This window comes from Geovibrio ferrireducens, assembly GCF_026226615.1.
GTDB lineage: Bacteria > Chrysiogenota > Deferribacteres > Deferribacterales > Geovibrionaceae > Geovibrio > Geovibrio ferrireducens.
Genome location: NZ_JAJAPB010000011.1, coordinates 35,315 through 58,776 on the forward strand (window position 1 = coordinate 35,315; position 23,462 = coordinate 58,776).

14 protein-coding genes are annotated in these 23,462 nt (G+C 46.0%); 10 read left to right on the forward strand and 4 right to left on the reverse strand.

Annotated elements, in window-relative coordinates:
* Window positions 1-85 precede the first annotated feature (85 nt).
* Complete coding sequence (gene cybH, locus OSQ85_RS11095) at window positions 86-784, reverse strand: Ni/Fe-hydrogenase, b-type cytochrome subunit (RefSeq protein ID WP_265823114.1); 699 nt, start codon at window positions 782-784, stop codon at window positions 86-88.
* A 155-nt stretch (window positions 785-939) separates the two neighbouring features.
* Complete coding sequence (locus OSQ85_RS11100; protein WP_265823115.1) at window positions 940-1,515, reverse strand: HD domain-containing protein; 576 nt, start codon at window positions 1,513-1,515, stop codon at window positions 940-942.
* Window positions 1,516-1,634: 119 nt separating this feature from the next.
* On the opposite strand from OSQ85_RS11100, the gene OSQ85_RS11105 reads away from it, so the two are divergent.
* The 4 genes from OSQ85_RS11105 to OSQ85_RS11120 all read left to right on the forward strand — a co-directional run bounded on the left by OSQ85_RS11105 (window position 1,635) and on the right by OSQ85_RS11120 (window position 4,501).
* Window positions 1,635-1,820 (forward strand): hypothetical protein, encoded by a 186-nt coding sequence (locus OSQ85_RS11105; protein ID WP_265823117.1) that lies wholly within the window; start codon window positions 1,635-1,637, stop codon window positions 1,818-1,820.
* A gap of 9 nt (window positions 1,821-1,829) precedes the next feature.
* Window positions 1,830-3,167: an NAD-dependent malic enzyme gene (locus OSQ85_RS11110; protein ID WP_265823118.1), complete on the forward strand. Its 1,338-nt coding sequence runs from the start codon at window positions 1,830-1,832 to the stop codon at window positions 3,165-3,167.
* A gap of 6 nt (window positions 3,168-3,173) precedes the next feature.
* Complete coding sequence (locus OSQ85_RS11115) at window positions 3,174-3,425, forward strand: hypothetical protein (protein WP_265823119.1); 252 nt, start codon at window positions 3,174-3,176, stop codon at window positions 3,423-3,425.
* An 86-nt stretch (window positions 3,426-3,511) separates the two neighbouring features.
* The gene (locus OSQ85_RS11120) at window positions 3,512-4,501 is read left to right on the forward strand and encodes a glycosyltransferase family 9 protein (RefSeq protein WP_265823120.1); all 990 of its coding nucleotides are present in this window, start codon (window positions 3,512-3,514) and stop codon (window positions 4,499-4,501) included.
* A gap of 35 nt (window positions 4,502-4,536) precedes the next feature.
* Here the strand turns inward: OSQ85_RS11120 and OSQ85_RS11125 are convergent, their stop codons facing one another.
* Window positions 4,537-6,306 carry a methyl-accepting chemotaxis protein gene (locus OSQ85_RS11125; protein ID WP_265823121.1) on the reverse strand — a complete coding sequence of 590 codons (1,770 nt, stop codon included), beginning with the start codon at window positions 6,304-6,306 and terminating at the stop codon, window positions 4,537-4,539.
* A 601-nt stretch (window positions 6,307-6,907) separates the two neighbouring features.
* Between OSQ85_RS11125 and OSQ85_RS11130 the strand changes: the two genes are divergently transcribed.
* The 6 genes from OSQ85_RS11130 to OSQ85_RS11155 are packed head-to-tail and all read left to right on the forward strand — an operon-like array spanning window position 6,908 to window position 15,494.
* Window positions 6,908-8,770: a TolC family outer membrane protein gene (locus OSQ85_RS11130; protein ID WP_265823123.1), complete on the forward strand. Its 1,863-nt coding sequence runs from the start codon at window positions 6,908-6,910 to the stop codon at window positions 8,768-8,770.
* A 14-nt stretch (window positions 8,771-8,784) separates the two neighbouring features.
* Complete coding sequence (locus tag OSQ85_RS11135; protein WP_265823124.1) at window positions 8,785-9,447, forward strand: transglutaminase-like cysteine peptidase; 663 nt, start codon at window positions 8,785-8,787, stop codon at window positions 9,445-9,447.
* Window positions 9,448-9,452: 5 nt separating this feature from the next.
* Window positions 9,453-11,396, forward strand: coding sequence for a bifunctional diguanylate cyclase/phosphodiesterase (locus OSQ85_RS11140; RefSeq protein ID WP_265823126.1), 1,944 nt, complete (start codon window positions 9,453-9,455; stop codon window positions 11,394-11,396).
* Window positions 11,393-13,540 (forward strand): type I secretion system permease/ATPase, encoded by a 2,148-nt coding sequence (locus tag OSQ85_RS11145; RefSeq protein WP_265823128.1) that lies wholly within the window; start codon window positions 11,393-11,395, stop codon window positions 13,538-13,540. The genes OSQ85_RS11140 and OSQ85_RS11145 overlap by 4 nt, the downstream gene beginning before the upstream one ends.
* Window positions 13,537-14,904, forward strand: a complete 1,368-nt coding sequence (locus tag OSQ85_RS11150; protein ID WP_265823129.1) for an HlyD family type I secretion periplasmic adaptor subunit — start codon at window positions 13,537-13,539, stop codon at window positions 14,902-14,904. The genes OSQ85_RS11145 and OSQ85_RS11150 overlap by 4 nt, the downstream gene beginning before the upstream one ends.
* Complete coding sequence (locus tag OSQ85_RS11155; RefSeq protein ID WP_265823131.1) at window positions 14,901-15,494, forward strand: response regulator transcription factor; 594 nt, start codon at window positions 14,901-14,903, stop codon at window positions 15,492-15,494. Before OSQ85_RS11150 ends, OSQ85_RS11155 begins: the two co-directional genes overlap by 4 nt.
* A gap of 431 nt (window positions 15,495-15,925) precedes the next feature.
* Here the strand turns inward: OSQ85_RS11155 and OSQ85_RS11160 are convergent, their stop codons facing one another.
* Window positions 15,926-23,368, reverse strand: coding sequence for a retention module-containing protein (locus tag OSQ85_RS11160; RefSeq protein ID WP_265823133.1), 7,443 nt, complete (start codon window positions 23,366-23,368; stop codon window positions 15,926-15,928).
* Between the last annotated feature and the right edge of the window lie 94 nt (window positions 23,369-23,462).

The following is a 23,462-nucleotide window of genomic DNA, read 5'->3' on the forward strand; positions in this document are numbered from 1 at the left end:
TAAAACGTTTAAACAGTTTGCTTATAAAAAAAGCCGCTCCGTAAGAAGCGGCTTTTGTTTTTTGTTATGAGTGACTGAGGTTGTTTTAGTCGTCTGAAACGTCTGTTTTCCATCCGGAGAAGATAGAGCTTATATCCCCTGCACGGGTTCTGAAATCCACAAGAGCGGCGGCATACAGATGCACCACAAGGAAAGTTGCTATAAGAAACACTACAAAGTAGTGCATCATTCTGATGTACTGAACGTTGCCTATGAGGCTGAACCAGCTAAGCATGCCGTGGAGGGTTCCGTTCGGGTCATTGAGAGACCAGAGGTAGAAACCGCTGAGTATCTGGAAGAAGAATACAAGGAAAATCGCCAGATATGCATACTGTGCCATAGGGTTGTGGGTTATTATGTGTTTCGGGTGTTTTTCCAGAAAGGTATAGTATTTCAGGTACTGGATTATAAGTTCCCTGTCCTTTTTGTTAAAAGGATTGTAGAAGGTGCGCCAGTTGGCGTATTGATTGCCTACTATTACATAAGCCACCCTGAGCAGGACGCTGAAAGTGAACACCATGCCGGCAACATAATGGATAAACCGCATCTGTCCCATGACGTATGGTTCGGTAAGTGAGTTGTCATAGGTGAAGAATGGGAAATGGATGTAAAGCCCTGTGCTGATGAGGATCGTTATACAGATTACATTAAGCCAGTGACTGAACCTGACAGGCATCTGCCAGACGTAGATGAAACCTTTTGCCGGGCACAGATGCCGCATTTCTGCGGTGAGTTTGGGAGTCATAGCAACCTCCGGGAAAGTCTTATGAACTAATGATACAACTCTTCATCATCCGTGTCCAGTCGAATAAGTGTTTTATTATGAAAATCAGCTCATTTATCAGTTGCTTTTTATGCCGCTGGCTCACTGATGCGGGTGAAAAGCAGAGTCTGTTTTATTTATGCGCGTTTTTCAAGATCAGGCAGAATATCCCTCAGAAAAATCTTAACGCTTATAAGGTCAGAGCCTTCAAGTTTGCGGAGTATTTCATAGTATTTTTCCTCAAACGGTGATTTGTTGCCGAGGTTTTTTTCATAAAGGCATTCAAGAACAGCGTCTATATTATCTGCGTATTTCAGGATTCTGCCTTCGATTGAGGAGTCCTTACCGTCAAAGAGTATATCCCTGAAAACACCTCTGTACGGCTCACTGAAAGAGCTCAGAAGCATGTCCTCAGCGATGAGAACCTCTATCTCCTCCACCATGTGCTTCATCTTTTCTGTTCTGTGTTTCACATGGCTGAGAATATCCCCTGTAAAAGCTTCGGAAACGTCGTGGTTAAGGGCTTTTTTGTAAAGTCTGCCCCAGTCTATCCTGTTTCCGGCGTTCTCCTCCATGATACCGAGAAGCTGCGCTATCTGCGCCACAGAGAAGGAATGCTCCGCCACGGAAGCCCGTCTGTGCATGAAGTCACTGGCCCAGCGGCCTATATTGTTCAGTTTTTTGACTGATAAAAGATAATCTGCTATGCTCATTATTCACCCTGAAATTCTCTCGGCGCTATCATACCTGTACAGGTATGATCATGCAATCAATTCTCTTTACAGAGGATATGACATGGCATATCCTTTATTAAAAATTGATGCGGAAGATAATGAGTGAAAAAGAGATAAAGTGCCTTACCTGCGTTCATCTGAGAAAAATTAAGATGGCCGAACTGAAAGGCTCATGGAAAATGCGCTGTGCTGTCACCGGGCGTTTCATGAAGGACGCTAAAACAAGGTGCAGGGATTATGAATCGGAAACGTGGGAACGTTTTGTCGATGAGGAAACCAAATAGGAGGAACCAATGCTTTTTGAATATTCGAACAAAACCATAAAATCGATCAGAGTGAAAATAAGCGATAAACCCGGCTATCTCGGCAGACTGACCTCCCTTGTGGGCAGTATGGACGGTATGTTCGGCGAGATAAAGTCTGTCCACATAGGTAAAGGCTACAAAATACGCGATCTGGATGTCTATACCGACGGTGAGGAGCAGCTTAAGGCAATCCTCAAAGAGGTGGAAAAACTTGAAGGCATAGAGATAATAGCAGTTAAGGATATAGTTGAAGAATACCATCAGGGGGGCAAGGTGAAGGTTGTGCCCACTGTTTCTGTGGAGACCATCGACGACCTTAAAATAGTCTATACACCGGGCGTTGCATCCATATGCAAACAGATAGCCGCCGATAAGTCGCTGGCTGACAGGTTCACAACCATCCCCAATAATGTGGCCATTGTCACCAACGGAACGGCTATCCTCGGTCTCGGCGATATTGGCGCTGTTGCGGGAATGCCTGTTATGGAAGGCAAGGCGCTTCTTTTCAGCCGTCTTGCGGATATAAACGGAGTGCCGATTCTTATCGAATCTCATGATTCGGAAGTTATTATAGAAACAGTAAAAAACATTGCGCCCACTTTCGGGGCGATCAAACTTGAGGATATAAAGGCGCCGGAGTGCTTCGAAATCGAGGAAAGGCTCCAGAATATGCTTAATATTCCTGTTATGCATGACGACCAGCACGGAACGGCGGTTGTTGTTCTGGCGGCTCTTCTGAATATTGCCAAGTACACCTTCCTTAACCTTCATCAGTCCAGTGTCGGCTTCATAGGCCTCGGCGCGGCCGGAACTGGTATCTTCAAGCTGCTTAAGGCTTACGGGGTGACCAAGCTTATAGGAACGGATCTCAATGCACAGGCAAAAGAACTGTTCAGGGAGCTTGGCGGCACGCCTACGGATCTTGCGGGGGTAATGAAAAACTCTAAAATCGTAATAGCTACCACCGGCTGCCCTGATCTCATTAAGCCTGAGATGATACAGCCAGGACAGGTGGTTCTGGCGCTTTCTAACCCTAATCCTGAGATAGACCCGGAGCTTGCTGTTAAATCCGGCGCGATATTCGCTGCCGACGGAAAGTCGGTTAATAATGCGCTGGCATTTCCCGGCCTGTTCAAAGGGGCGCTCTCATCCAAAGCAAAAACCATCAATGACCGGATGAAGATTGCCGCTGCAAAGACCATTGCCTCTTTTGCTCTGGACGGTGACCTTGTGCCCAACATTCTGGACAGAAAAGTGCATGATGCCGTGGCTCTTGCCGTTGAGCAGGAAGCATTCAAATCCGGAGCCGCAGTAAACCCGGAGTAGGGGAATATGAAAAAGAACATAACAGCCGTCATTGCGGCTGCTTTTCTCCTCTCAGGGTGTTCCATGACCCGTGAGTTCGGGGACAGCTTTAAGCGGGAATATAATAAAGCCAAACCCGAAGCAAAGCAGCAATGGAAAGAAACAAAAGAGGGGGCTAAGGAACTGCCCTCCGAGGCTAAGGACGCTGCTGTCAAATTCAAGGACGGAACAGTGGATGTCTATGAAGGAGTAAAGGAAGACCTTAAGAAAATTCATTGAGCAGAAAGGTTCCTTTAATCTTGAGTTTCCGCTGATTAGTGTTTATTATTTTTTCGGTTCATTACGTTTTTTTATAGGGTGAGGGGATGCCTGAGAATATTTTATTGGTATGGATAGGTAAAATAGGGGATTTTGTTGTTTCCACAGCTTTTATAAGAGCTTTGCGCAAAAAATATCCGGATGCTCATATAACCATTGTTCTGAGTGACTTTGTTGCGGAACTGGCGGGTACAGTACCGGAGCTTGATAAAATAATTGTCTTTCCCAAAAAGAAAATAGCAAGAAATCTCCTCCCTTTCATAAGAACATATTTCGGAAGAAAGTGGGATCTTTGTATAGACCTCAATCCCAGCCGCTCCACCTCTGCCGGCTGGCTCACACGGCTTTCCGGAGCACAGAGACGGGTTTCATCATACAATGAAAACTGTGAGAAATTTTATACAGAAATGATAAATGTGGGTGTAAATAAGGACCATATGCTCGATATTTACAGGCAGTTTGCCGAATATTTTGATGCAGGTGCAGAGTTTGACTACAAGCTTTCCATAGCCTTTTCTGATGCGGATATGAAAGCAGCAGAAGAGATAATGGCGAAAATGGGAATAAACAAGGACGATAAATTTGCCGTTGTTCATCCGGGCAACTTCACAAAACCCCGCTCATGCTGGGCTGCGGATAAATTTGCCGCACTCACGGCTTATATTGCAGAACATTCTGAATTCAGACCTGTTTTCATATCAGGCCCCGGTGAGAATGAAAAAGTAGAGGCAATAATCTCTGCATCTGGTGTTATCTGTCCTATGGCTCCGAATATGCCTCTGTCTGTTCTTGCTGCGTTTTTGAGCCATGCTTCCATGTTCATAGGCAACTCGACAGGAACGCTGCATATTGCTGAGGCAGTGGGAGTGCCCACACTGAGCTTTAACAGGGCTTATTCCTATGATGTCTGGCGCCCGATTTCCCCCGGATCCGTTGCAATAAGAGGACCTGAAAAAGAGATAGGCAGCCTCCCTTACGAAACGGGTCTGGAAGGGCTTAAGAAACTTTTTGAGCTTAACGGTTTCAGCTTCAGATAAAAAAAGGGCGGAGAACCTCCGCCCGATTAAACAGTCTATTTCTTGATTTCTTCCGGCATTATACCGCTTATAAGCGCTCCCCAGTGTTTGCCTTTAATGTAAATAGGCATGGAGATGTCGTTAAATACTTCGCCAGTGTCCCTTATAACAGTCTGGAGAAGTATGGGCTTCTGGTTTTGTGCCCGCTTTTTCTCAGCCAGTGAACCGAAGTAAATTTTCATATGGCGGCTGAATTTCAGGTCAGTATCTTTGTTTCCCGTAAGTTCCCTTGAAAACTCCGAATGGTGCACAGGAAGATAGCCTTTTCTGGTTACAGGCACAGAGTAGATAAGCTGGGGCATCCTGCGGAGGATGCTGTCGAGCTTGCTCTGAATCTCGCTTTTAAAGGCGTTTCTGTATGAAATATCGTATTTCTGCGGGAAAGTGTTCTTGATGGCTGAACAGTTTTCATCAAATACATTGATGCCTTTTTCAGCAAGCTTTTCAAGGCTTGTCTGAATCTCATTCCTGAAAACCGAAAGCTCAGCGGCAATTTTTTCAAACTCGCCCCTTCCGGTCTTGAATGTGGCCATGATTTCCTGAAGCTCTTCCGCTTCATCGCGCAGAGTATTTGTGCTGCTTCTGGTTTCTGTCATCATATGTGCAACCTGATTGCTCAGTTCCCTTATGCTGACTATATTTTCATGCACTTCGCTGTTTGTTACGGAAAGTTCCTCAATGGCGGATGCGATGGTCATAAGCTGTGCGTTGTTTCTTTCGAAGTCATTTACCATTGTAACAAATTTAGTGGCTGATTCGGTAACAACATTCTTAGTGTTTTCAGTGTAACTGACAATAACCTCTGTTTCTTTTTCGGTGTTCTTGACCAGAGTGATCATGTCACTGACATTATGCTCAATTTCATCGGTGGCATCTTTGACCCTTTCCGCGAGCTTGCGCACCTCATCAGCAACCACGGCAAAGCCTCTGCCGTGTTCACCTGCTCTGGCGGCTTCTATAGCGGCGTTAAGGGCAAGCAGGTTTGTCTGTTCCGATATATCCTTAATCAGTGAGATGATTTGCTTAATATTTGCCGAGTTGTTGGAAAGGGCATCAACTGTATTTCCGAAGGTTCCCAGCATGGAGCCGACCTGCGATATTTCACCGCTGGCTTCCTCAAGCCGCACAGAAATATCCTTTGCGCTTTCAAGGTTTGTGGTTGTGGATGATGATATTTCCTGTGAGTTTATGGCGATCTCGTTAATTGCTGTTGTGGACTGTTCGCTTGCTGTGTAGATAAGCTCTGCCATTTCGTTCTGTTTGTTAATGCTGCCTGTGGCAAAGTCAACAGCCTTACTGACCCTTTCACCGCCTATTGCGACCTCAATGCCTATGTTCCTCGAAATACATATGTTTCTGCGAAGGTGATCCATAAAGGAGTCATAGCTTTCAGCCATTTGTCTGAATTCGTCATAACTCATTTTCGGCAGTGAGCAGGAAATGTCGCTGGAGTTTGTATCTGTACTTTCAAAAACATGGATCATGGCTTTTACCGGTCGGATAAACAGGTGGCGCATGAATAATATAATGAACGTACCTGCTCCGATGCTGAGACAGAGCATTACAGCTATAATAAGCAGTGAGCCGTTAAGAAAGGATTCCATTTCCGGTATGCCTGCATGGGCTGAGAATGACTTTTCCCTCATATATAAAGTTGTTACGGTAATTAAATTCAGAAGAATCAGAAAGCCGACATTACCGATAATTTTTTTGGATATTGAATCAAAGAAGTGTTTCTCAAGATATTCATAGATCTTCATAAACATAAAAAACCACCTGACAATAAATCTTACAGACATTAAAGGTTATACAAGGTTGTGCTGTCAAGATATTCTTTTAAATATCACGACTTTACATCTTTTACATATGCTCACTCATTTATTAAACGTCATCAGATCTATTAATGATTTAAAGCAGCATTACCGATAGTCATTTTCGTAAATTTAATCGGCAGCACTGATAATTTAATTAATTCTTATGCTGCAATACAGTGTTAAATATAATTACATAGTTCTCTTTTTCCGAAAACAATTATTTTTAGCCATTGTCAGAAAATTATTTTAGGGCGCAAAAAAATTGTACAAAAGTACAATATAGCTTTAGTTTCTTATAAACAAGAAGAAAACACATGTTTACACACTTTGTTCTATCTTATTGATATTAATTTCTGTTTGATTCCTTGCGCAAGAGTGGTATTATCTAATTGTCATTATTGCGTACACCAATAACAGGAGTGTTAGTATGTGCTTATTGAATAGCTTAAGGAGAAAACTTCTCTTAGTTACGGCTCTGTTTTCTCTGTTATGCACGGCAGGATTTGTATCCTCTGCATACGCGGATGAAAACCTGTCACCCATGCAGTCCGACATGGCTCAGACTGCTCAGTTCATGCCTCTTCAGGAGGTACTGAAAGATATTGTTAAAACAAACCCGGAAGTTCTTGAAGCTCTGAAAAGGTACCAGACGGTCAAATCAGAACTCGGAATGGCCAAAAGCGGCTACAGACCTAACATAAGCGCTGAAGCCAGCATCGGGCCGGAAGTCACAAAAGGCTACGACACCAATTATGAAAGTGAAGACCTTATCGCAAGAAGAGCAGGAATATATGCGCGCCAGAACCTCTTTAACGGAATGCACACTTCAAATTATGTTAAAGAGACTGAATCACGCGTAAAAGCAGCAGCTTATGATGTCCTCAATACTGCGAACAGGGTTTTTCTGGAAGCAGCGGAAGCTTATCTGGAAGTTCTGAAAACTGCAGAACTGGTTGAACTGGCCAGACAGAATGTTATTACGCAGGCTCAGATACTTAAACAGATAAAAGAAAAAACTGATTCCGGCTTCGGAAGGGCATCTGATCTTTCCAACTCAGAATCACGCTTCGCACTCTCCAGAAGCAACTTCATCTCTCAGCAGCAGGATCTTAATCAGGCAATAGTGAAATTCCACAGGCAGTTCGGCCGCATCCTCAGACCGGAAGTGTTCATAGTGCCCGAACCTGAGGGAACCCTTCCTTCCACAAAAGAAGAAGCTGTTGATATGGCTCTTCATGTGCATCCTGCCCTCCGTGTTGCAAACTATAACATAGAGGTAAGGAAGTACACTCTCTCCAAAGACAAATCAGCCTATTGGCCTTCACTTGACCTCGAACTTCAGGCTGAACACAGCAACGATGTCGGCGGTGATGACGGCTGGACAAACAACGCAGGAGCTTTCCTGAAACTCAGCTACACTTTATATGACGGCGGCATAAGAAAAGCACGCAAAGCCGGCAACTATGAATCAATGCTTAAAGAGTATCAGAGAAGCTACATCGAACGCAGAAATGTCAATGAGACAGTCGGCCTTGCATGGAACATTTTTATCGCTGAGCAGACAAAGAAACTGTTCCTCACCGAACACGTTGACATGAGCGAAAAAACCCTTGTTGAGTTTAAAGAGGAATATCACCTCGGCAGAAGAACTCTTCTTGAGCTGCTTGATATTGAAACAGAATATTTCACTGCGCAGAACTCATTTGTTCAGTCAAAATTCTCTTTCCTGACATCATACTACAGGCTTGCTCAGGCAACAGGCATGCTTCTCAACGAGTTTGAAACCGGTCTCTTCGAAAAAGTGGATCTCAAAGACTACAAAGACGAATTTGACTACGCTCTTTACAAAAAACTCGGCGAAGACAGAGATAAGGATACAGTGAAGGACACTGCTGACCAGTGCGACAACTCACTGCTTAATTCTGACACTCTGCCTTGGGGCTGCTTTGATAAGAGAGGTCTTGAAGTAGGCTATAATGTTCCTGAAAAAATAGAGCCTTATATCCTCCCGAAAGAGCAAAGACCCGCAGTCAAAGAACAGAGAGTTCTTGCCATAGACGAATCGAAAAAGGAACAGTCCTTCCATCTGGACATAATCAATTTCAACTTCGACTCAGCAGAACTCACACCTGAAGCGCGCGAGTATCTTAAAACCATAGCCGGACAGCTTAAAGCGCTTAAAGACTACAAACTTGAAATAGTCGGCCACACCGATATTTCCGGTACAAGAAGATATAACCAGCAACTTTCCGAAAAAAGGGCAGAAACAGTGGTGAATGAACTTGCGGCTCTGGGTGTTGATAAAAATATCATGACATCCTACGGCAAAGGAAGCGCATCACCTATCGTCAGCAACCAGACCCTTGAAGGAAGACAGAAAAACAGACGTATAGAGTTTAAGCTTATCAGAAACTGATGTTATACTGAGTAATGATAAACTTTAAACGAATAATGCTTATAGTATCCGCAGCAGTGACAGTTTATGTCGCTGCTGCGGTTTCATCTGAGATGTTTTATGTTCCGGAGGATGTCCGAAGCACCTTTAAAAGCCGTTATGGTGATCAGGCTGATAAAAGGCTTGCCGGGCTTCTCAGTCTTATGAATGAGATTGCGTCCGCCGACGAGGAAACAAAAATTATTGAGGTCAATAAGTTTTTCAATCAGGTTGAATACCGTTCTGACGCGCTGGTGTGGGGTAAGAGCGATTATTGGGCAAGCAGGCTGGAGTTTATAGGGAAGGGGATGGGTGACTGTGAGGATTATGCCGTGGCAAAGTTCCTTACTCTCATTCAACTTGGTGTTCCTCAGGAGAAACTTTTTCTCACGTACGTTAAAGCCATAGGTTATGCCGAGGTTGCTCACATGGTTGTATCATATTACCCGCAAAAAGGCGCTGTTCCGCTTGTTCTTGATAATTACAACAAGCAGATTCTGCCCGCAACTAAAAGAAACGATCTGGTTCCCGTTTACAGCTTCACTGCTAATGATCTCTACATACAGAAACAGCAGGGGCTCGGAAAAAGGGTTAATCCCTCCTCGTCCAAAAACCTGCAAAAGCTGAAAGAAATCGACCTTGAAATATATAAGAGGTAACTAAAATGACTCTATTCCGACAGTTACAGATTTTTGTGACAGTAATGCTGCTGGCGGTTCTGGGTATTGTTCTGCAAATTAATTTCAGCGATACCAAGGAATACGTGCGCAATCAGTTATACACAAATGCAAAAAACACGGCTAACTCCCTTTCTCTCTCAATGAGCCCTTTTATGGATGATCTTTCCATAATGGAGACAATGATAAACGCCATGTTCGACGGCGGTTACTACGAGGAGATAACCCTGATAAAACAGGACGGAACCGTGGCTTATTCAAAGAGTGAGAACATAGCTGTGGAGGGTGTTCCGCAGGCTTTTATAAATATGGTCAGGCTTGAGGCTCCTGTGGCTGAGGCCGCAGTATCAGGCGGCTGGAGCATATACGGAACGCTTAAGGTCAAAGTGCATCTGGGGCATTCATACTTGCGCCTGTGGGAAACATTCAAACAGCTTTGCCTGTGGTTTGTTGTTCTGGGCGGTCTTGCCTCGCTCGTAAGTTATTTCATTCTTAAACTTATTCTCGCTTCTCTCAATGCCATAAAAGCTCAGGCAGAGGCAGTGGGGAACAATGAATTCATAATAAACGAGCGTGTGCCTAAAACCCCTGAGCTCAGGCAGGTTGTTCTTGCCATAAATGCAATGGTTCAGAAGGTGCAGGGTATTTACAACCGTGAGGTTGAAACACTCCAGAAATATCAGGAACTGCAATACAAAGATGCCCAGACAGGTCTTTATAACCGTAAATATTTCATAAAACAGTTCAGCAACTTCGTTTCATCCAATGATGAGCGTTCAAAAGGTGAGGTCATACTCTTCTCATTTGAAGGGCTTGAAAAAGTGCATCAGATGTCAGGATTTCAGGTTGTTCAGCAGCTTTACGACTTTGCCTCTGCCACAATGAAGGAGTGCACGGTAAACAAGCTTTACTCCTTTGTCTCCTGCCTCAATTCAAATGACTTCGTGATAACACTGCCTTCGTCCGATGTTGAGGAGAGTACTCTCTGCACTAAAATAATCTATTCCAAAATAAAAGATTTTGTTGATGCAAACAAAGAGTTCAGCGGGCATACGGACTTTGCCGCAGGCATAGTCAGCTACAACGAAACAGACAGTATAAGCAGTGTTCTCACTAAGGCCGACTATGCGCTTTCTGCCGCAAAAAATGCCGCAGAACCGCATCTGGATCATTTCCGGGATGACGGAACAAAGCTGATTCTCGGTAAACTGGAATGGAAGAAGATGATAGAATCCGCCCTCAGCGAACAGAGGTTTATGCTCACATCACAGCCTGTTGTCTCTGAAATAGGGGAGCTCCACAGGGAGATATTCATCAATATGATCGACCTTCAGGGGCAGATACAGAGGGCAGGGTATTTTATGCCTATGGTTATCAAGCTCTCTCTTGCCAATGATGTGGATCAGTACGTGCTGAGGCACGCCACCGATTTTCTTGATAAAAATCAGGGAATTACCCTCGCTGTCAATGTTTCCAACGACTTCCTCAAGGACAGGGAATCCTTCACGTGGTTCAGAAAGTTCCTTTCCTCCGTCAGACACCTTAACAGCAGACTTGTGTTTGAAATACCGGATGAGGCGATAGGCAAAAGCTTTGACATATGCCTTGATTTCTCCGGTCTGCTGAAAGGTACAGGGTTCAAATTCGGCATAGACAGGTTCGTTATGAATGAAACCTCAGTCAAATATCTTCATCTGCTTAAACCGGACTATATCAAGGTTGAGCAGGACTATCTGCTTGATATTGAAAATAACGGTGATGCGGGTATCGCGCTCAATGCTTTCCTCACGATTACCGAAAGTCTGGGTATAAAACTCATTGCAACCAAAATAGAAAACGAGGAACAGAAAGCAGTGCTTGAAGCAAGACAGATAAAATACTTTCAAGGAAGGGGAATTGCGGATATTTCCCCATTGGGCGATAAGAAATGAGCAGGAAAATATCATCCGATTCACTGATGAACTGCCTGGTTCTGCTGACCAAGCTGAACAACAGGCCTGCCACTATGGAAGCCCTGGCTTACGGCTTGCCTTTTGACCCGAAGAAGGAGAAGCAGTCTCTTTTTGATGTTGAGAAATCGAAGGCAAATTTTTCCCGTGCGGCTGCCAACGCAGGCTTTAAATCCACTCTTGTGAAAAGACGGATTGAAGATCTGCCTGCGGTTGTTCTCCCTGCCATTCTTCTGCTTGAGAACGGGAACGCATGTGTTATCACGGCTATTGATCATACAGGGAAAAGAGCGGAGATCGTCATCCCTGATATTGATGAAACGCCTATGGAAACAGATTTTGAGAAGCTCAATGACGAATATCTCGGTTTTGCCTTTCTCCTGAAAAAGAATTATGAAGGCTACAGGCCGGAGGACTCCGCCTCATCCGAAGGGGATCGGGATAACTGGTTTTTCGGTACACTCTGGAAATTCAGGGATATATACTGGAATGTTCTGCTGGCAACCCTTCTGATAAACATATTTGTCATAGCGGGCCCCATGTTCACAATGAACGTGTACGACAGAATTATCCCCCATAACGCTGTGGATACTCTGTGGGTTCTGGCCATCGGCATATCAACAGTCTATATCTTCGATCTTATTCTTAAATATCTCAGAACCCAGTTTCTGGAAGTGGCTGCCAAAAAGAGCGATGTAATTCTCTCTTCCATACTTTTTGAGCAGTCCCTCAACCTGAAAATGAAGAACAAACCCAGAACCGTAGGTTCTTTTGCCAACAACCTCAGAGAGTTTGACGGAATCAGAGGATTTTTTACATCCGGCGCTGTAGTGGCGTTCATCGAGCTTCCGTTTGTTGTTATCTTTCTCTTGGTTATCTATTACATAAGCCAGCTTTTGGTTCTTGTTCCCCTTACAACCATACTGCTGATACTTCTCTACAGTTTTTTTATGCGCAATCCCATCAAACGCCTCGCCGACAGCACACACGAAGCATCAGCCCGCAAAAGCGGTATTCTGGTGGAGGCTCTGTCCAATCTGGAGACAATCAAAGCGTTTAACGCCAACAGTTCAATCCAGTGGCACTGGGAGGAGAGCACGGGGGATATAGCCGCCAAAGGGCTCAAATCCAGAGTGCTTTCAAGCTCGCTGAGCACAGTTGCCGCATTCCTGACGCAGCTGAGCAGTGTTGCGGTGGTTATTGCCGGGGTTTATCTCATTAAAGAGGGTGAACTCACCATGGGCGGGCTTATCGCAACGGTTATACTCTCCTCCAGAACCATAGCGCCCATGTCTCAGGTGGCTTCGCTGCTCACCGGTTATGAGCAGATGAAAACAGGCTTAAGCGCGCTTAATGACCTTATGAAAAAAGAGATAGAGCGCCCGGACAGAAAGCTTTTCCTCAGACGTCCGGTGTTTAAGGGAGCTATCGAGTTCAAAGATGTGACTTTCCGCTATCCTGATGAAACAAAGAATGCCCTCACTGGGGTCAGCTTCAAGATCAACCCCATGGAAAGAGTGGGGATAATAGGGCAGGTAGGTTCGGGGAAATCCACATTGGCAAAAATACTCATGGGGTTTTATGACCCGGATGAGGGCAGTGTTTTTGTGGACGGTATAGACATTAAACAGATAGACCCGGCGGATCTGCGGCATAATTTCAGCTATGTTCCGCAGGATGTGTCTCTTCTTTCCGGCTCAGTGAGAGAGAACATCACATTTAAGGCTCCTCATTCGGAGGATTCTGAAATTATACGCGCAGCAAATATAGGCTGCGTGACTAATTTTACTGACCGCCACCCCATGGGGCTTGATGTAAATGTGGGTGAAAGAGGGGGAAACCTCTCCGGCGGACAGAGACAGTCTGTTGCAGTGGCGCGCGCTTTCCTTGTGAACAGCCCCATAATCCTCATGGATGAGCCTACCAACTCAATGGACTACACGACCGAAATGAGGGTCATTGCCAACCTTAAAGAGGCGACAAAGGATAAAACCACAATAGTCATCACCCATAAACCCAGCATTCTGGAAATTGTTGACCGGATTATTGTTTTCGATAACGGAAGCATAGTCATTGACGGTAAGAAAGAAGACGTGCTGGCAAAACTCGGAGGCAACCGAAAATGATAAACGGCAAAAATTCCTCCGGCCATAAAAACGGAAACGGTAAAAAAAGCGTTCTTAACAGTGACATTGAGTTTATGAACAGCCTTAATGCCGCTGTGCTCCAGAAAAGCCCTATAAAAATGTCGCTGATACTTTACGTAATCACCGCACTTATAATAGTGCTTTTCACATGGGCATATTTCACAGAGCTTGATGAGCTCACAAGAGGCATAGGCAAGGTTATTCCTTCCCGGCAGGTTCAGGTGATTCAGAACCTTGAAGGCGGGATAGTAAAGGAACTCAGAGTTAAGGAAGGCCAGTTTGTTAAAACCGGAGAGGTACTTGTTGTTATAGATGACACAGGTGCCGGAAGCTCATATCAGGAAGGACGGGCAAAACTCGGCGAGCTTAAGGCAAGAGCAGTAAGGCTCAAAGCCGAAGCCGGCATAGCCGGGTTTGTAATAGATGAGGAAGCCAAAACAAACTACCCGCAGCTTATCATGGAGGAGCAGAGGCTCTATGAAACGAACACAGCCCGCAGGAACAGCGAGAAGGAAGTGTTTGTCCAGAGGTTTAAGCAGCGGCAGGTGGAATTGGCGAATGCGCGCCAGAGGCTTAAAAACCTCCATACCAGCAAAGGTATGATACAGAGGGAAATAGAGCTGATGGACCCGCTTTTCAAAAAAGGTCTGGTTTCGGAGCTTGAGTTTATTCAGCTCAGGCAGAAAGAGCTTGATAACCGCAAGGAGATTGACGAGACAGTGAAAAACATCGAATCCCTTGAACATCAGGTTATTGAGGCGAGAAACGCCATAGGCGAAATTGAAGGACGGCAGAAAAGTGAGGCGCAGACTGAGCTTAACAAGGTCATAGCTGAAATTGAGCAGATCTCAAACTCTCAGGTGGCTATTGAGGACAGAGTGAGGCGTACCATGGTGCGCTCCCCTGTGGACGGTACTGTGAAACAGCTTTTCATCAACACTGTGGGTGGTATTGCCAAACCGGGTATGGACATTATAGAGATAGTGCCCAATGACGACAAACTGCTTGTGGAAGCGAAAATCAAGCCTTCCGACATAGCATTTGTTTACCCCGGACAGAATGCAGTTATCAAGCTCACAGCGTATGATTTTGCGATTTACGGCGGTCTGGAAGGGAAGGTTATACACGTCAGTGCGGACACTATCACCGATGAAAAGGATGAGGAATACTACCTTGTCAGAATCGAAACGGACACTAACTACCTCGGAACGGAGGACAACAAAAAAGACATAATGGTCGGCATGACAGTTCAGGCGGACATAATTACGGGCAAAAAGACAATTATTCAGTACATCATGAAGCCGATTTTAAGGGCGAAGTACAACGCGCTAAGGGAAAGATGATGAAAATAACTGTTGTAACTGATGATAACCGCTTTTTTGAATATGTTGAGTCAGCCGTCAGAATGAACGGCTGCAGTTTTATGAGATATAACCGTGATAAGGCAGAGGAATCTGTAAAGAATGCGGACTTGCTGGTGGTGGATCTTCTTTCCTCAGACAAACAGATTCCTGTCGGAGTCTGCCCTGTGGCTGTTTTCTCCGCTGTTCCGGGGTACAATGAGGCAGTACGCTTCCTTCATAAGGGAGTAAAGGGTTACGGTAACAGGTTCATGAACCCGGAAAACCTTAACCAGATGCTTCATACTGTGATTTCTGGACAGGTATGGCTTCCTCCTTCAATACTCAGCAGGCTGATAGCCTCAGTGCCGCAAAACGGCACTTCACGGCTTGAGGCGGGCTTTTTTGATGACCTCAGCGAGAGGGAGCAACAGGTGGCTGAACTGATAGGGCGGGGTATGAGCAATAAGGAAATTGCCGATTCCATGGGGATCACCGTGCGCACTGTCAAGGCGCATCTCTCATCGGTTTTTGTAAAAACCGGATGCCGGGACAGGCTGGAGGTTGCCCTCAAGCTGAAAGGAAGTGTATGACCTGGTAGTATCAAGGCTGAATGTTTGGTTCTAATTCGATGCGTTGGCTTGCTGCCTGCAGTATAGTCATTGCGAACCCTGCGGGGTGAAGCAATCTTTCGTATATTCAGAGACTGCGTCGTCGCTGCGCTCCTCGCAGTGACGCAAACCGCGGTCATTACCAACGAATGTGACGCAATCTCAAAGCCTTAAGCCGCTAAAATAAAAAAATCCCCCTCTGTTCCCCTTTAATAAAGGGGGAAGTTATTGCAGATAAAGCAAAACACCATCCTTTAGCAAAGGAAGGTCGGGGAGGATTTACTTGGATATTTATTTAATATACCTTATAAAAAATCCCCCGTAAGCTTTCACAGCCTGCGGGGGATTTTTTTGTGCTTATTGCAACACTGCGCCGGACTGGCCGGACGCAGTGTCTGTTGTGATTTTGATTACTATCCGCCTATTTCTGTACCATCATCAGTGAAAGTGACTTTGATGTGAGTGTCTGTCACTTCAAAGGTTACTCCGCCTTCGAAACTGATGTTTGCGCTGCCGTCGTTGACAACAAGGTGACCGTTATCCACAGAGAATGCTCCGTCGGAGTTGTCTATGGTTACGAAGTCGCCCTCATTACCTCTGATAACGAGTTCGTTATCAGCATCAGTAATCGCCAGAACATCATGAAGGGTCAGGTTGTTCAGCGTGTTGTCGCCGCTGGTAAGGTCTATCTCTTCGATGTTCCTTACAACATCAGCTATGTTGCTGAAATCAAGCTCGCCGCCGCCTATTACGAGTGTATCGTAACCTGCGCCTGCGTCTATGAGGTCAGCAGTCGGGTCGAATGTGATAGTATCCGCACCGTCAGTTCCGTGAACTACATGAAGCGGAGCATCGCCTATGCTTATCACGAGGTGAGCAGTGTCACTGTCGCCGTCAGGCTGAGTAAGTTTGTACTCAAAAGTTTCAGTCTGACCTATGCTGTCTGCATTCGCAACAGGAGTGTAGGTGTACGAACCGTCAGCTTTTATTACCAGTGTGCCGTATTCGCCGATGATTGTTGTTCCTGCCGCATCGGGTGAAACGTAGTCTGTTCCGTTGAATACGGTGAATGCTGCGCCTTCTGAGCCCATATCATCCACAGCGCCCCACTGGTCGTCACTGCCGAGGTAGTTGTTGGCATCCGTAAGCACGTTGCCTGAAACCATTGCAGCCACAAGATACTCATAGCTTTCGGTTACAGTAGTGATATTGATGTTGGAGTAGTTTACAGTAAATGTTCTGGGGTTCTTCCCGCCAGTCTGATCATTTGCTGTGAGTTGGAGTCTGTATGTGCCTTGTTCCAGACTGCCTGTTGTTACAGAACCGTTTGCACCATTTGTCACAGAACCGCTTTCAACGTTAACCCATGTTCCGTTAACAAGTTTCTGAACAGCCCATGTGAAAGTATCACCGTTGTTAAAATTACTTATTGAGTAGCTGAAACTCAGTGAAGATGATTCTCCGCTTGCAACATCAAATGAGCCTGTCGTTTTCTGACCGTAAGTACCGACTGCTGTTCCGCTGTTTGTATCGTATATACTGCCGGAATCCAGAAGCTTGCTTGTCTCAGTGACAGAAGGTGCCTCAACTGTGCTTATTACCGCATGGTTAGCGTTGTCAGCCGCAAATACTTCGCTGCTGTCTGTTGTTGTGAGCGTAAGTGTAGCTTCGGAAGTTTCACCGTCAGCATCCTGTATTACATACTTGATTTCGGCTGTCACATCGTCAGCAACATCTGTTCCGGAGGTGTATTCATACCTTCCGTCACTGTAGATTGTTACCTTGCCTGCTTCGCCGAGGTCAAAGGTATGCTCTGTTGTTGAGGAATCGAACTCCACTGTCACTCCGTTGTACTCAACAGATACAAGCTGGGGTGAACCTGCACCGTCATCACCGAAGTCATCGTTGTCAAGCAGATTGCCTTCAACAGTGTTCAGGTTCACTGTGCCCTCAAGTATGGCGGAGAGCTGGTTATCGTTTGTAACCATTATTACGTTGCCGCTGTGGTTGTTGTCAGCATCACTCGTCCATGCAACCATTCCAAGCTGCTGAGTATTGCTTATTCCTGAACCCACTCCGATTGCGAAAACTTCATCAATACCTGAAGTGCTGAGGAAGTTAGTCCACGTTGTGCGTTCTCCACTGCTTATAGAGTTATCGTTTCCTCCGTCGCTGCCCATGGGCTCACCGTCTGAGAGGAAATAAACATAAGTTTTATCCGCATCAGGAGCGTCGGTGTAAGAGGTTCTCACAACCTCTATAGCGTGGTCATAGTCGGTATAGTTTTTAGTGGTGAGACCTTCAATGGCGGTTTTAGCCTGTTCAGCAGTGAGCCATTTCTCTCCGTCTATTGTGTAAAGCTTAGCGCTGTCATTAAAATCGACAAGCATTACACTTCCGAGAGAATCACCGTACTTATCGATAAGGTTTTGCAGAGCCGCTTTGGCAATCTGGAGTCTTGTGAGGCTGCCGACCTTATCATTCATACTTGTTGATGTGTCGATCACAAGGACAAGGTTGACAGTCTGAGTCGTTGAGCTGCCTTCAACAACACTCACATAGTCGTTCTGAGCAACGGGGACATCATTGGTGTTTGCTACTTCAACAGTTACTGTCGCAGTGTCAAATCCGCCGTTTCCGTCAGTCACGGTGTATGTGAATGTATCTGTTCCGCTGAATCCCTGTACAGGTGTGTAGCTGAACGTGCCGTCCTGATTAAGGGTTACTGTTCCGCCGTTTTCAGATGTTCCGTCATATGTGTGAATGCTGAGGCTGTCGCCGTCAACATCAGTGTCATTATCCAGAACATTGATAATAACGCTTTCGTTTTCATTTGTTTCAGCGAAATCATTTTCTGCAACCGGAGCATCGTTAACGGGTGAAACCACAAGGTAAACCGTTGCTGTGTCCTCTCCGCCGTTGCCGTCTGAAATGGTGTATTCAAACTGAGCAGGGCCGTTGTAGTCAGCGTCAGGTGTGAACGTCACGCTTCCGTCATCATTAAGAACAACCTCTCCGTTAACCGCGTTGCCCACGCCTATTATGGTGAGTTCATCGCCGTCTATGTCAAAGTCGTTATCAAGAAGATCCGCAGCAGTAAAGTCTATTGCTGTGTCTTCAGCGGTAGTGTATGTGCCTTCGTTGGTCAGAAGGGTGTATGTGAGTCCGCCGTCATCACTTATCATAGGCTGGAACACATATTCGCCGCCCTGATCCCACCAGTACATATCAATGTCGTACCATCCGCTTTCTTCAATTGTGAAGGAATCGTGTACGTGCGTTGCGGGTGACTGGTTGTTAACAAACTTCGCCACGCTTTCGCCGTCTATGAGTATGTCATAGCCATCGTCAGCGTATACTTTGAAGTTGTAAGTGCCTGCTTCGATCCAGATTTTGCCGCTTATATGGAAGCCGCCTTCCGGTGTATCTGTCTGTCCGTTGACATATTCAAGCGAAGCGCCGTCATGGTTGAGGAACTCTGCCAGACTGTTGCCTGTGGACACGCCGTTGTTATTGCCGTAGCCGTACCAGATTTTTGTGGCTTCAAAAGTAGCCGCGGGATCTGTTGTATCGACTATGTGCTTGAACTCAGTCAGGTTATCTATCAGGTAACCGTTGTCATTATTATACGTGCTGCCTGAGAGCCCGTTGAACTCTGTGCTTACAGCATAGTAGTTGCCTGAAAGTCCTGAGAAGCTGAAATTAGGTCTTCCGTCATCAACAGCCACAGGAGCGTCATTCACCGGGTTAACGGTAATGTTTACAGTAGCAGTGCTTGTTTCGCCGCTGGGGTCTGTTATTGTGTAAGTGAAGCTGTCATCACCGTTGTAGTTCTCATTGGGAACATAAGTGAATGTTCCGTCCTGATTAAGCGTAACAGTACCGTTTTCAGGCTGAGTGAAGTCATCAATGGATATGTCATCGCCGTCAACATCATAGTCGTTGTCGAGAACACCGAAGGTCACTGAGCCGTCTTCATCCACTTCAACTTCATCGTTAACAGCCACGGGCGCATCGTTTGTACCTTTAACTTTGATTGTGATGAACCCTTCTTCTGATTCGGCATTAGCCGCGCCGGAGTTGTCTGTGGCAGTGAAGGGGATCTTAAGAGTTAATATCTCGCCTTTTGCCAGACTGTCATAAGCGGGGTCAGCCGGGTCGAATGACCATGTACCGTCTGAATTGAATGTGAAGCCTGCGGGTGCATCATCAACCAGTGCGAATGTATGGGTATCGCCGTTATCAATGTCGTAGGCCTTAACCTGTCCGCTGATTTCGTCTCCGCCTTCGTAGACTGTTTTAGATACGTTTTTAACCCAGGGCTGGTCGTTTGTGCCTGTTACTGTAATTGTGATTGTCCCTGTCTCGGAGATTGAGTTGAGGGAGAATGAATCATCAACAGCAACATATTTCACGGTGAGAATTATCTCCTGACCTTCTCTCAGGCTTTCATACGCCGGGTTAGAAGGGTTGAAGCTGTACTCGCCGTTGGGCAGCAGTATAAAGCCTGCGGGCAGTTTTCCTGCGGGGAGGAATATATGGTTGTCGCCTTCGTCCACATCTGTCACATCAAGCTGACCGGTGTATTTTGCGCCGTTTTCATATACGCCGAACTCAACGTCTTCAACTTCCGGTCTGTCGTTTGTGCCTATAACCTTGATGGTTATCATGCCTTCTTCTGATTCGGCATTAAAAGCACCTGAACTGTCTGTGGCAGTGTAGGGGATCTTAAGCACAAGCACATCGCCTTTTGCGAGGCTGTCGTAAGCATCGTTGTCAGGGTCAAATGACCATGAGCCGTCGGGGTTCAGTGTGAAACCTGCGGGAGCGTCATCAACCAGAGCGAAAGTATGGGTATCGCCGGTATCTACATCCGTTACCTCAAGCTGTCCGTCAATAACTCTTCCGTCCTCGAATACGACTTTGGAAACGTCTTTGACTTCGGGCTGGTCGTTTGTGCCTGTTATTGTGACGGTTACGGTTTTCGTAACTGTACCGTCAAAAGAGGTTACTTCAAACGTGTCGGTAACTTTAGCGCCTTTGGGAAGCGACTGAACGATTATATTATCGTTATCAAGTTCATATGTCCATTTGCCGTCCGCATCTATGGTGAATTTACCATAAGTGCCTTCTGCATCTTCAACGGGTCTGACAGAGCTTTCTCCTGTGTCAACATCCAGAACAAATATTCTGCCGGAAGTGCCGAGTTTGACATCCTCAACAACTGCGCCTTTAAAATCGCCTATCATAAGCGGAACATCATTTGTTCCCACTATGGTGACAGTTACAGTTTCTGTGGCAGTACCGTCAAAGGATTCAACAGTGAATTCTTCTGTCAGTGTTGCTCCTGCGGGGAGGCTCTGTATAGAGGGGTGCAGGTTGAGCGCTGTATATTTCCAGTTTCCGTCCTCGTCCATTACGAATGCGCCGTATTTACCGATCTGTGCGGAGGGTTTAAAGGAGCTTTCGCCGGTATCAACATCAACTATATCAAGCTTTCCGTTGGTGCTGAGGAGCAGGAAGTTGCTGTCTTCCGTAACAGAACCGCTGTCCTGACCGCTTATAACGGGTACATCGTTAGTGCCTGTTATAGTTACGGTAATTTCATGGGTAGCGGAACCGTCAATGGAGGTTACAGTGAATTTCTCAGTCAGAGTCGCGCCTTCGGGGAGTGACTGAATGGCTGAGCTGCCGTTTGTTGCTGTGTATGTCCATACGCCGAGCGGCCCCATAGTAAATGTGCCGTATTCGCCTTTGACTATTTCAGGTTTAAAGAAATCCTGAAGAAGGTCAGCATCGTCAATGGTAAGGATTCCGCCAGTTACCAGTTTGCCGAAGATAACATTCTGATCTTCCGTAACGAAGCCTTCATCCTTGCCGCTTATAACGGGTACATCATTAGTGCCCACTATTGTGACTGTTACTTTCTGGGTAGCTGTGCCGTCCAGAGAAACGACAGTGAAGGATTCTTTCAGTATTGCTCCCTGGGGGAGGAACTGAACAGCATCATTATTGAGGTCATAGACCCAGTTGCCTTCCTCATCAATGCTGAATGTGCCGTATTTACCTGCTGTGGTTTCCTGAACACGGAAATAGCTTTCGTTTTCGTCTATATCGGCTATATCAAGCTTACCGGAAGTGAAAAGCACTTCACCGTCTTCGTAAACAGTGCCTTTTTTATCGCCGGAAATTTCGGGAACATCATTTGTGCCTGTGATAGTTATTGTGACAGTTTCAGAGGCTGTACCGTCCACAGAGTAAACAACGAATGACTCGGTGAGTGTGGCTTCTGCGGGCAGAGCCTGAACATCGCCGTTTTCGTTGTTAAGCTGGTATGTCCAGTTGCCGTCAGCATCCATTACGAATGAGCCGTAAATACCCGTCTGTTCGGAAGGCTCAAAGAAGCTTTCGCCGGTGTCAACGTCAGCTATGTCAAGCTTGCCGGAAGTGAAAAGCGCTTCGCCGTCTTCATAAACGCTGCCTTCAGCTTCGCCTGTTATAACGGGTACATCGTTTGTACCTGTAATAGTTATGGTTACTGTCTCTGTTGCAGTACCGTCAAGGGAGATAACTTCGAAAGTTTCAGTGAGGGTCACTCCGGCGGGCAGAGCCTGAACTGCAGGGTTCTCATTATTGAGGCTGTATGTCCAGTTGCCGTTTTCATCCATTACGAATGAGCCGTATTCACCTTCCTGTTCAGCGGGCTGGAAGAAGCTTTCGTCGGTGTCAACATCAGCTATGTCAAGCTTGCCGGAAGTGAAGAGAGCTTCGCCGTCCTCAATAACATCGCCTGATGCTTCACCGGTTATAACGGGTACATCGTTTGTACCTGTAATAGTTATGGTTACAGTCTCTGTTGCTGTACCGTCCAGAGAAACAACTTCAAAGCTTTCTGTGAGAGTAGCTCCTGCGGGCAGAGCCTGAACAGCGGGATTACCGTTATTGAGGCTGTATGTCCAGTTGCCGTTTGCATCAAGTGTGAACGAGCCGTATTCTCCTGTAAGTTCGGAGGGGCGGAAGAAGCTTTCGCCTTCGTCTATGTCATCTATAGTCACCTGACCGTTTACGGAGGTTACTACATCTTCAATGACATTGCCTTCATCCCCGGTGAGCACAGGAACATCGTTAACGGGGTTAACAGTTATTTCCACTGTGTAAGTGGCTGTGCCGCCGTTTCCGTCGTTTATTACATAGGTGAAGCTGTCCGGACCGTTATAGTTGGAGTTGGGGGTGTATGTGTAGGAACCGTCGGGGTTGATAACGAGAATACCGTTAACCGGGGGTGTTCCTACAGAGTAGGTTACGTTATCGCCGTCTAAGTCAGTCGCAGCGGGAAGCTGGCCTGAGAAAACGCCGTCTTCGTCCATAATGATGGCATCATCAGCCGCCACAGGGTCAGTATTACCTGCTCCCTCTTCATCCGCAGCGTCAAGTCCGCCTTCATCCTCAGCCGCATCAAGGAGGTAACTGCCTACCTGACCTGCTGTGTCGTCACCGCCGTAGTAAGATGCGAGGAATTCGAACTGGTCTCCTTCGCCTGCGGCTGTTTCTTCTTCGATGTCATCAATGTTTTCACCTGCTTCAAGTGCAGCCTGAAGGGCATCAACATCGGAAACAGAAGCATCTCCGCTTTCCACTGAGGCTATTACAGTTTCATCGAGCATCATCTCAGCATTTTCGCCGAGAGATATTTCCTTGTTGTCAGCGAGCGTGATAACCACTGAACCGCCGATTCCGGTCTGGATGATTTCGTTTTCAAAAACTATATCACCGACTCCGAGTGTGCGAACCTGACCGTCAGCACCGAGTGCCGTTACCGTTCCGCTGATTGATTTGATTGTTCCTGCCTGAGCCATAAAATACCTCTTAGGTTTTTATTGATAATCAATGTTAAATCAGGAAAACAACAGGAACATCGTACCATGGTACAGGTACGCATATTTTTTTGAA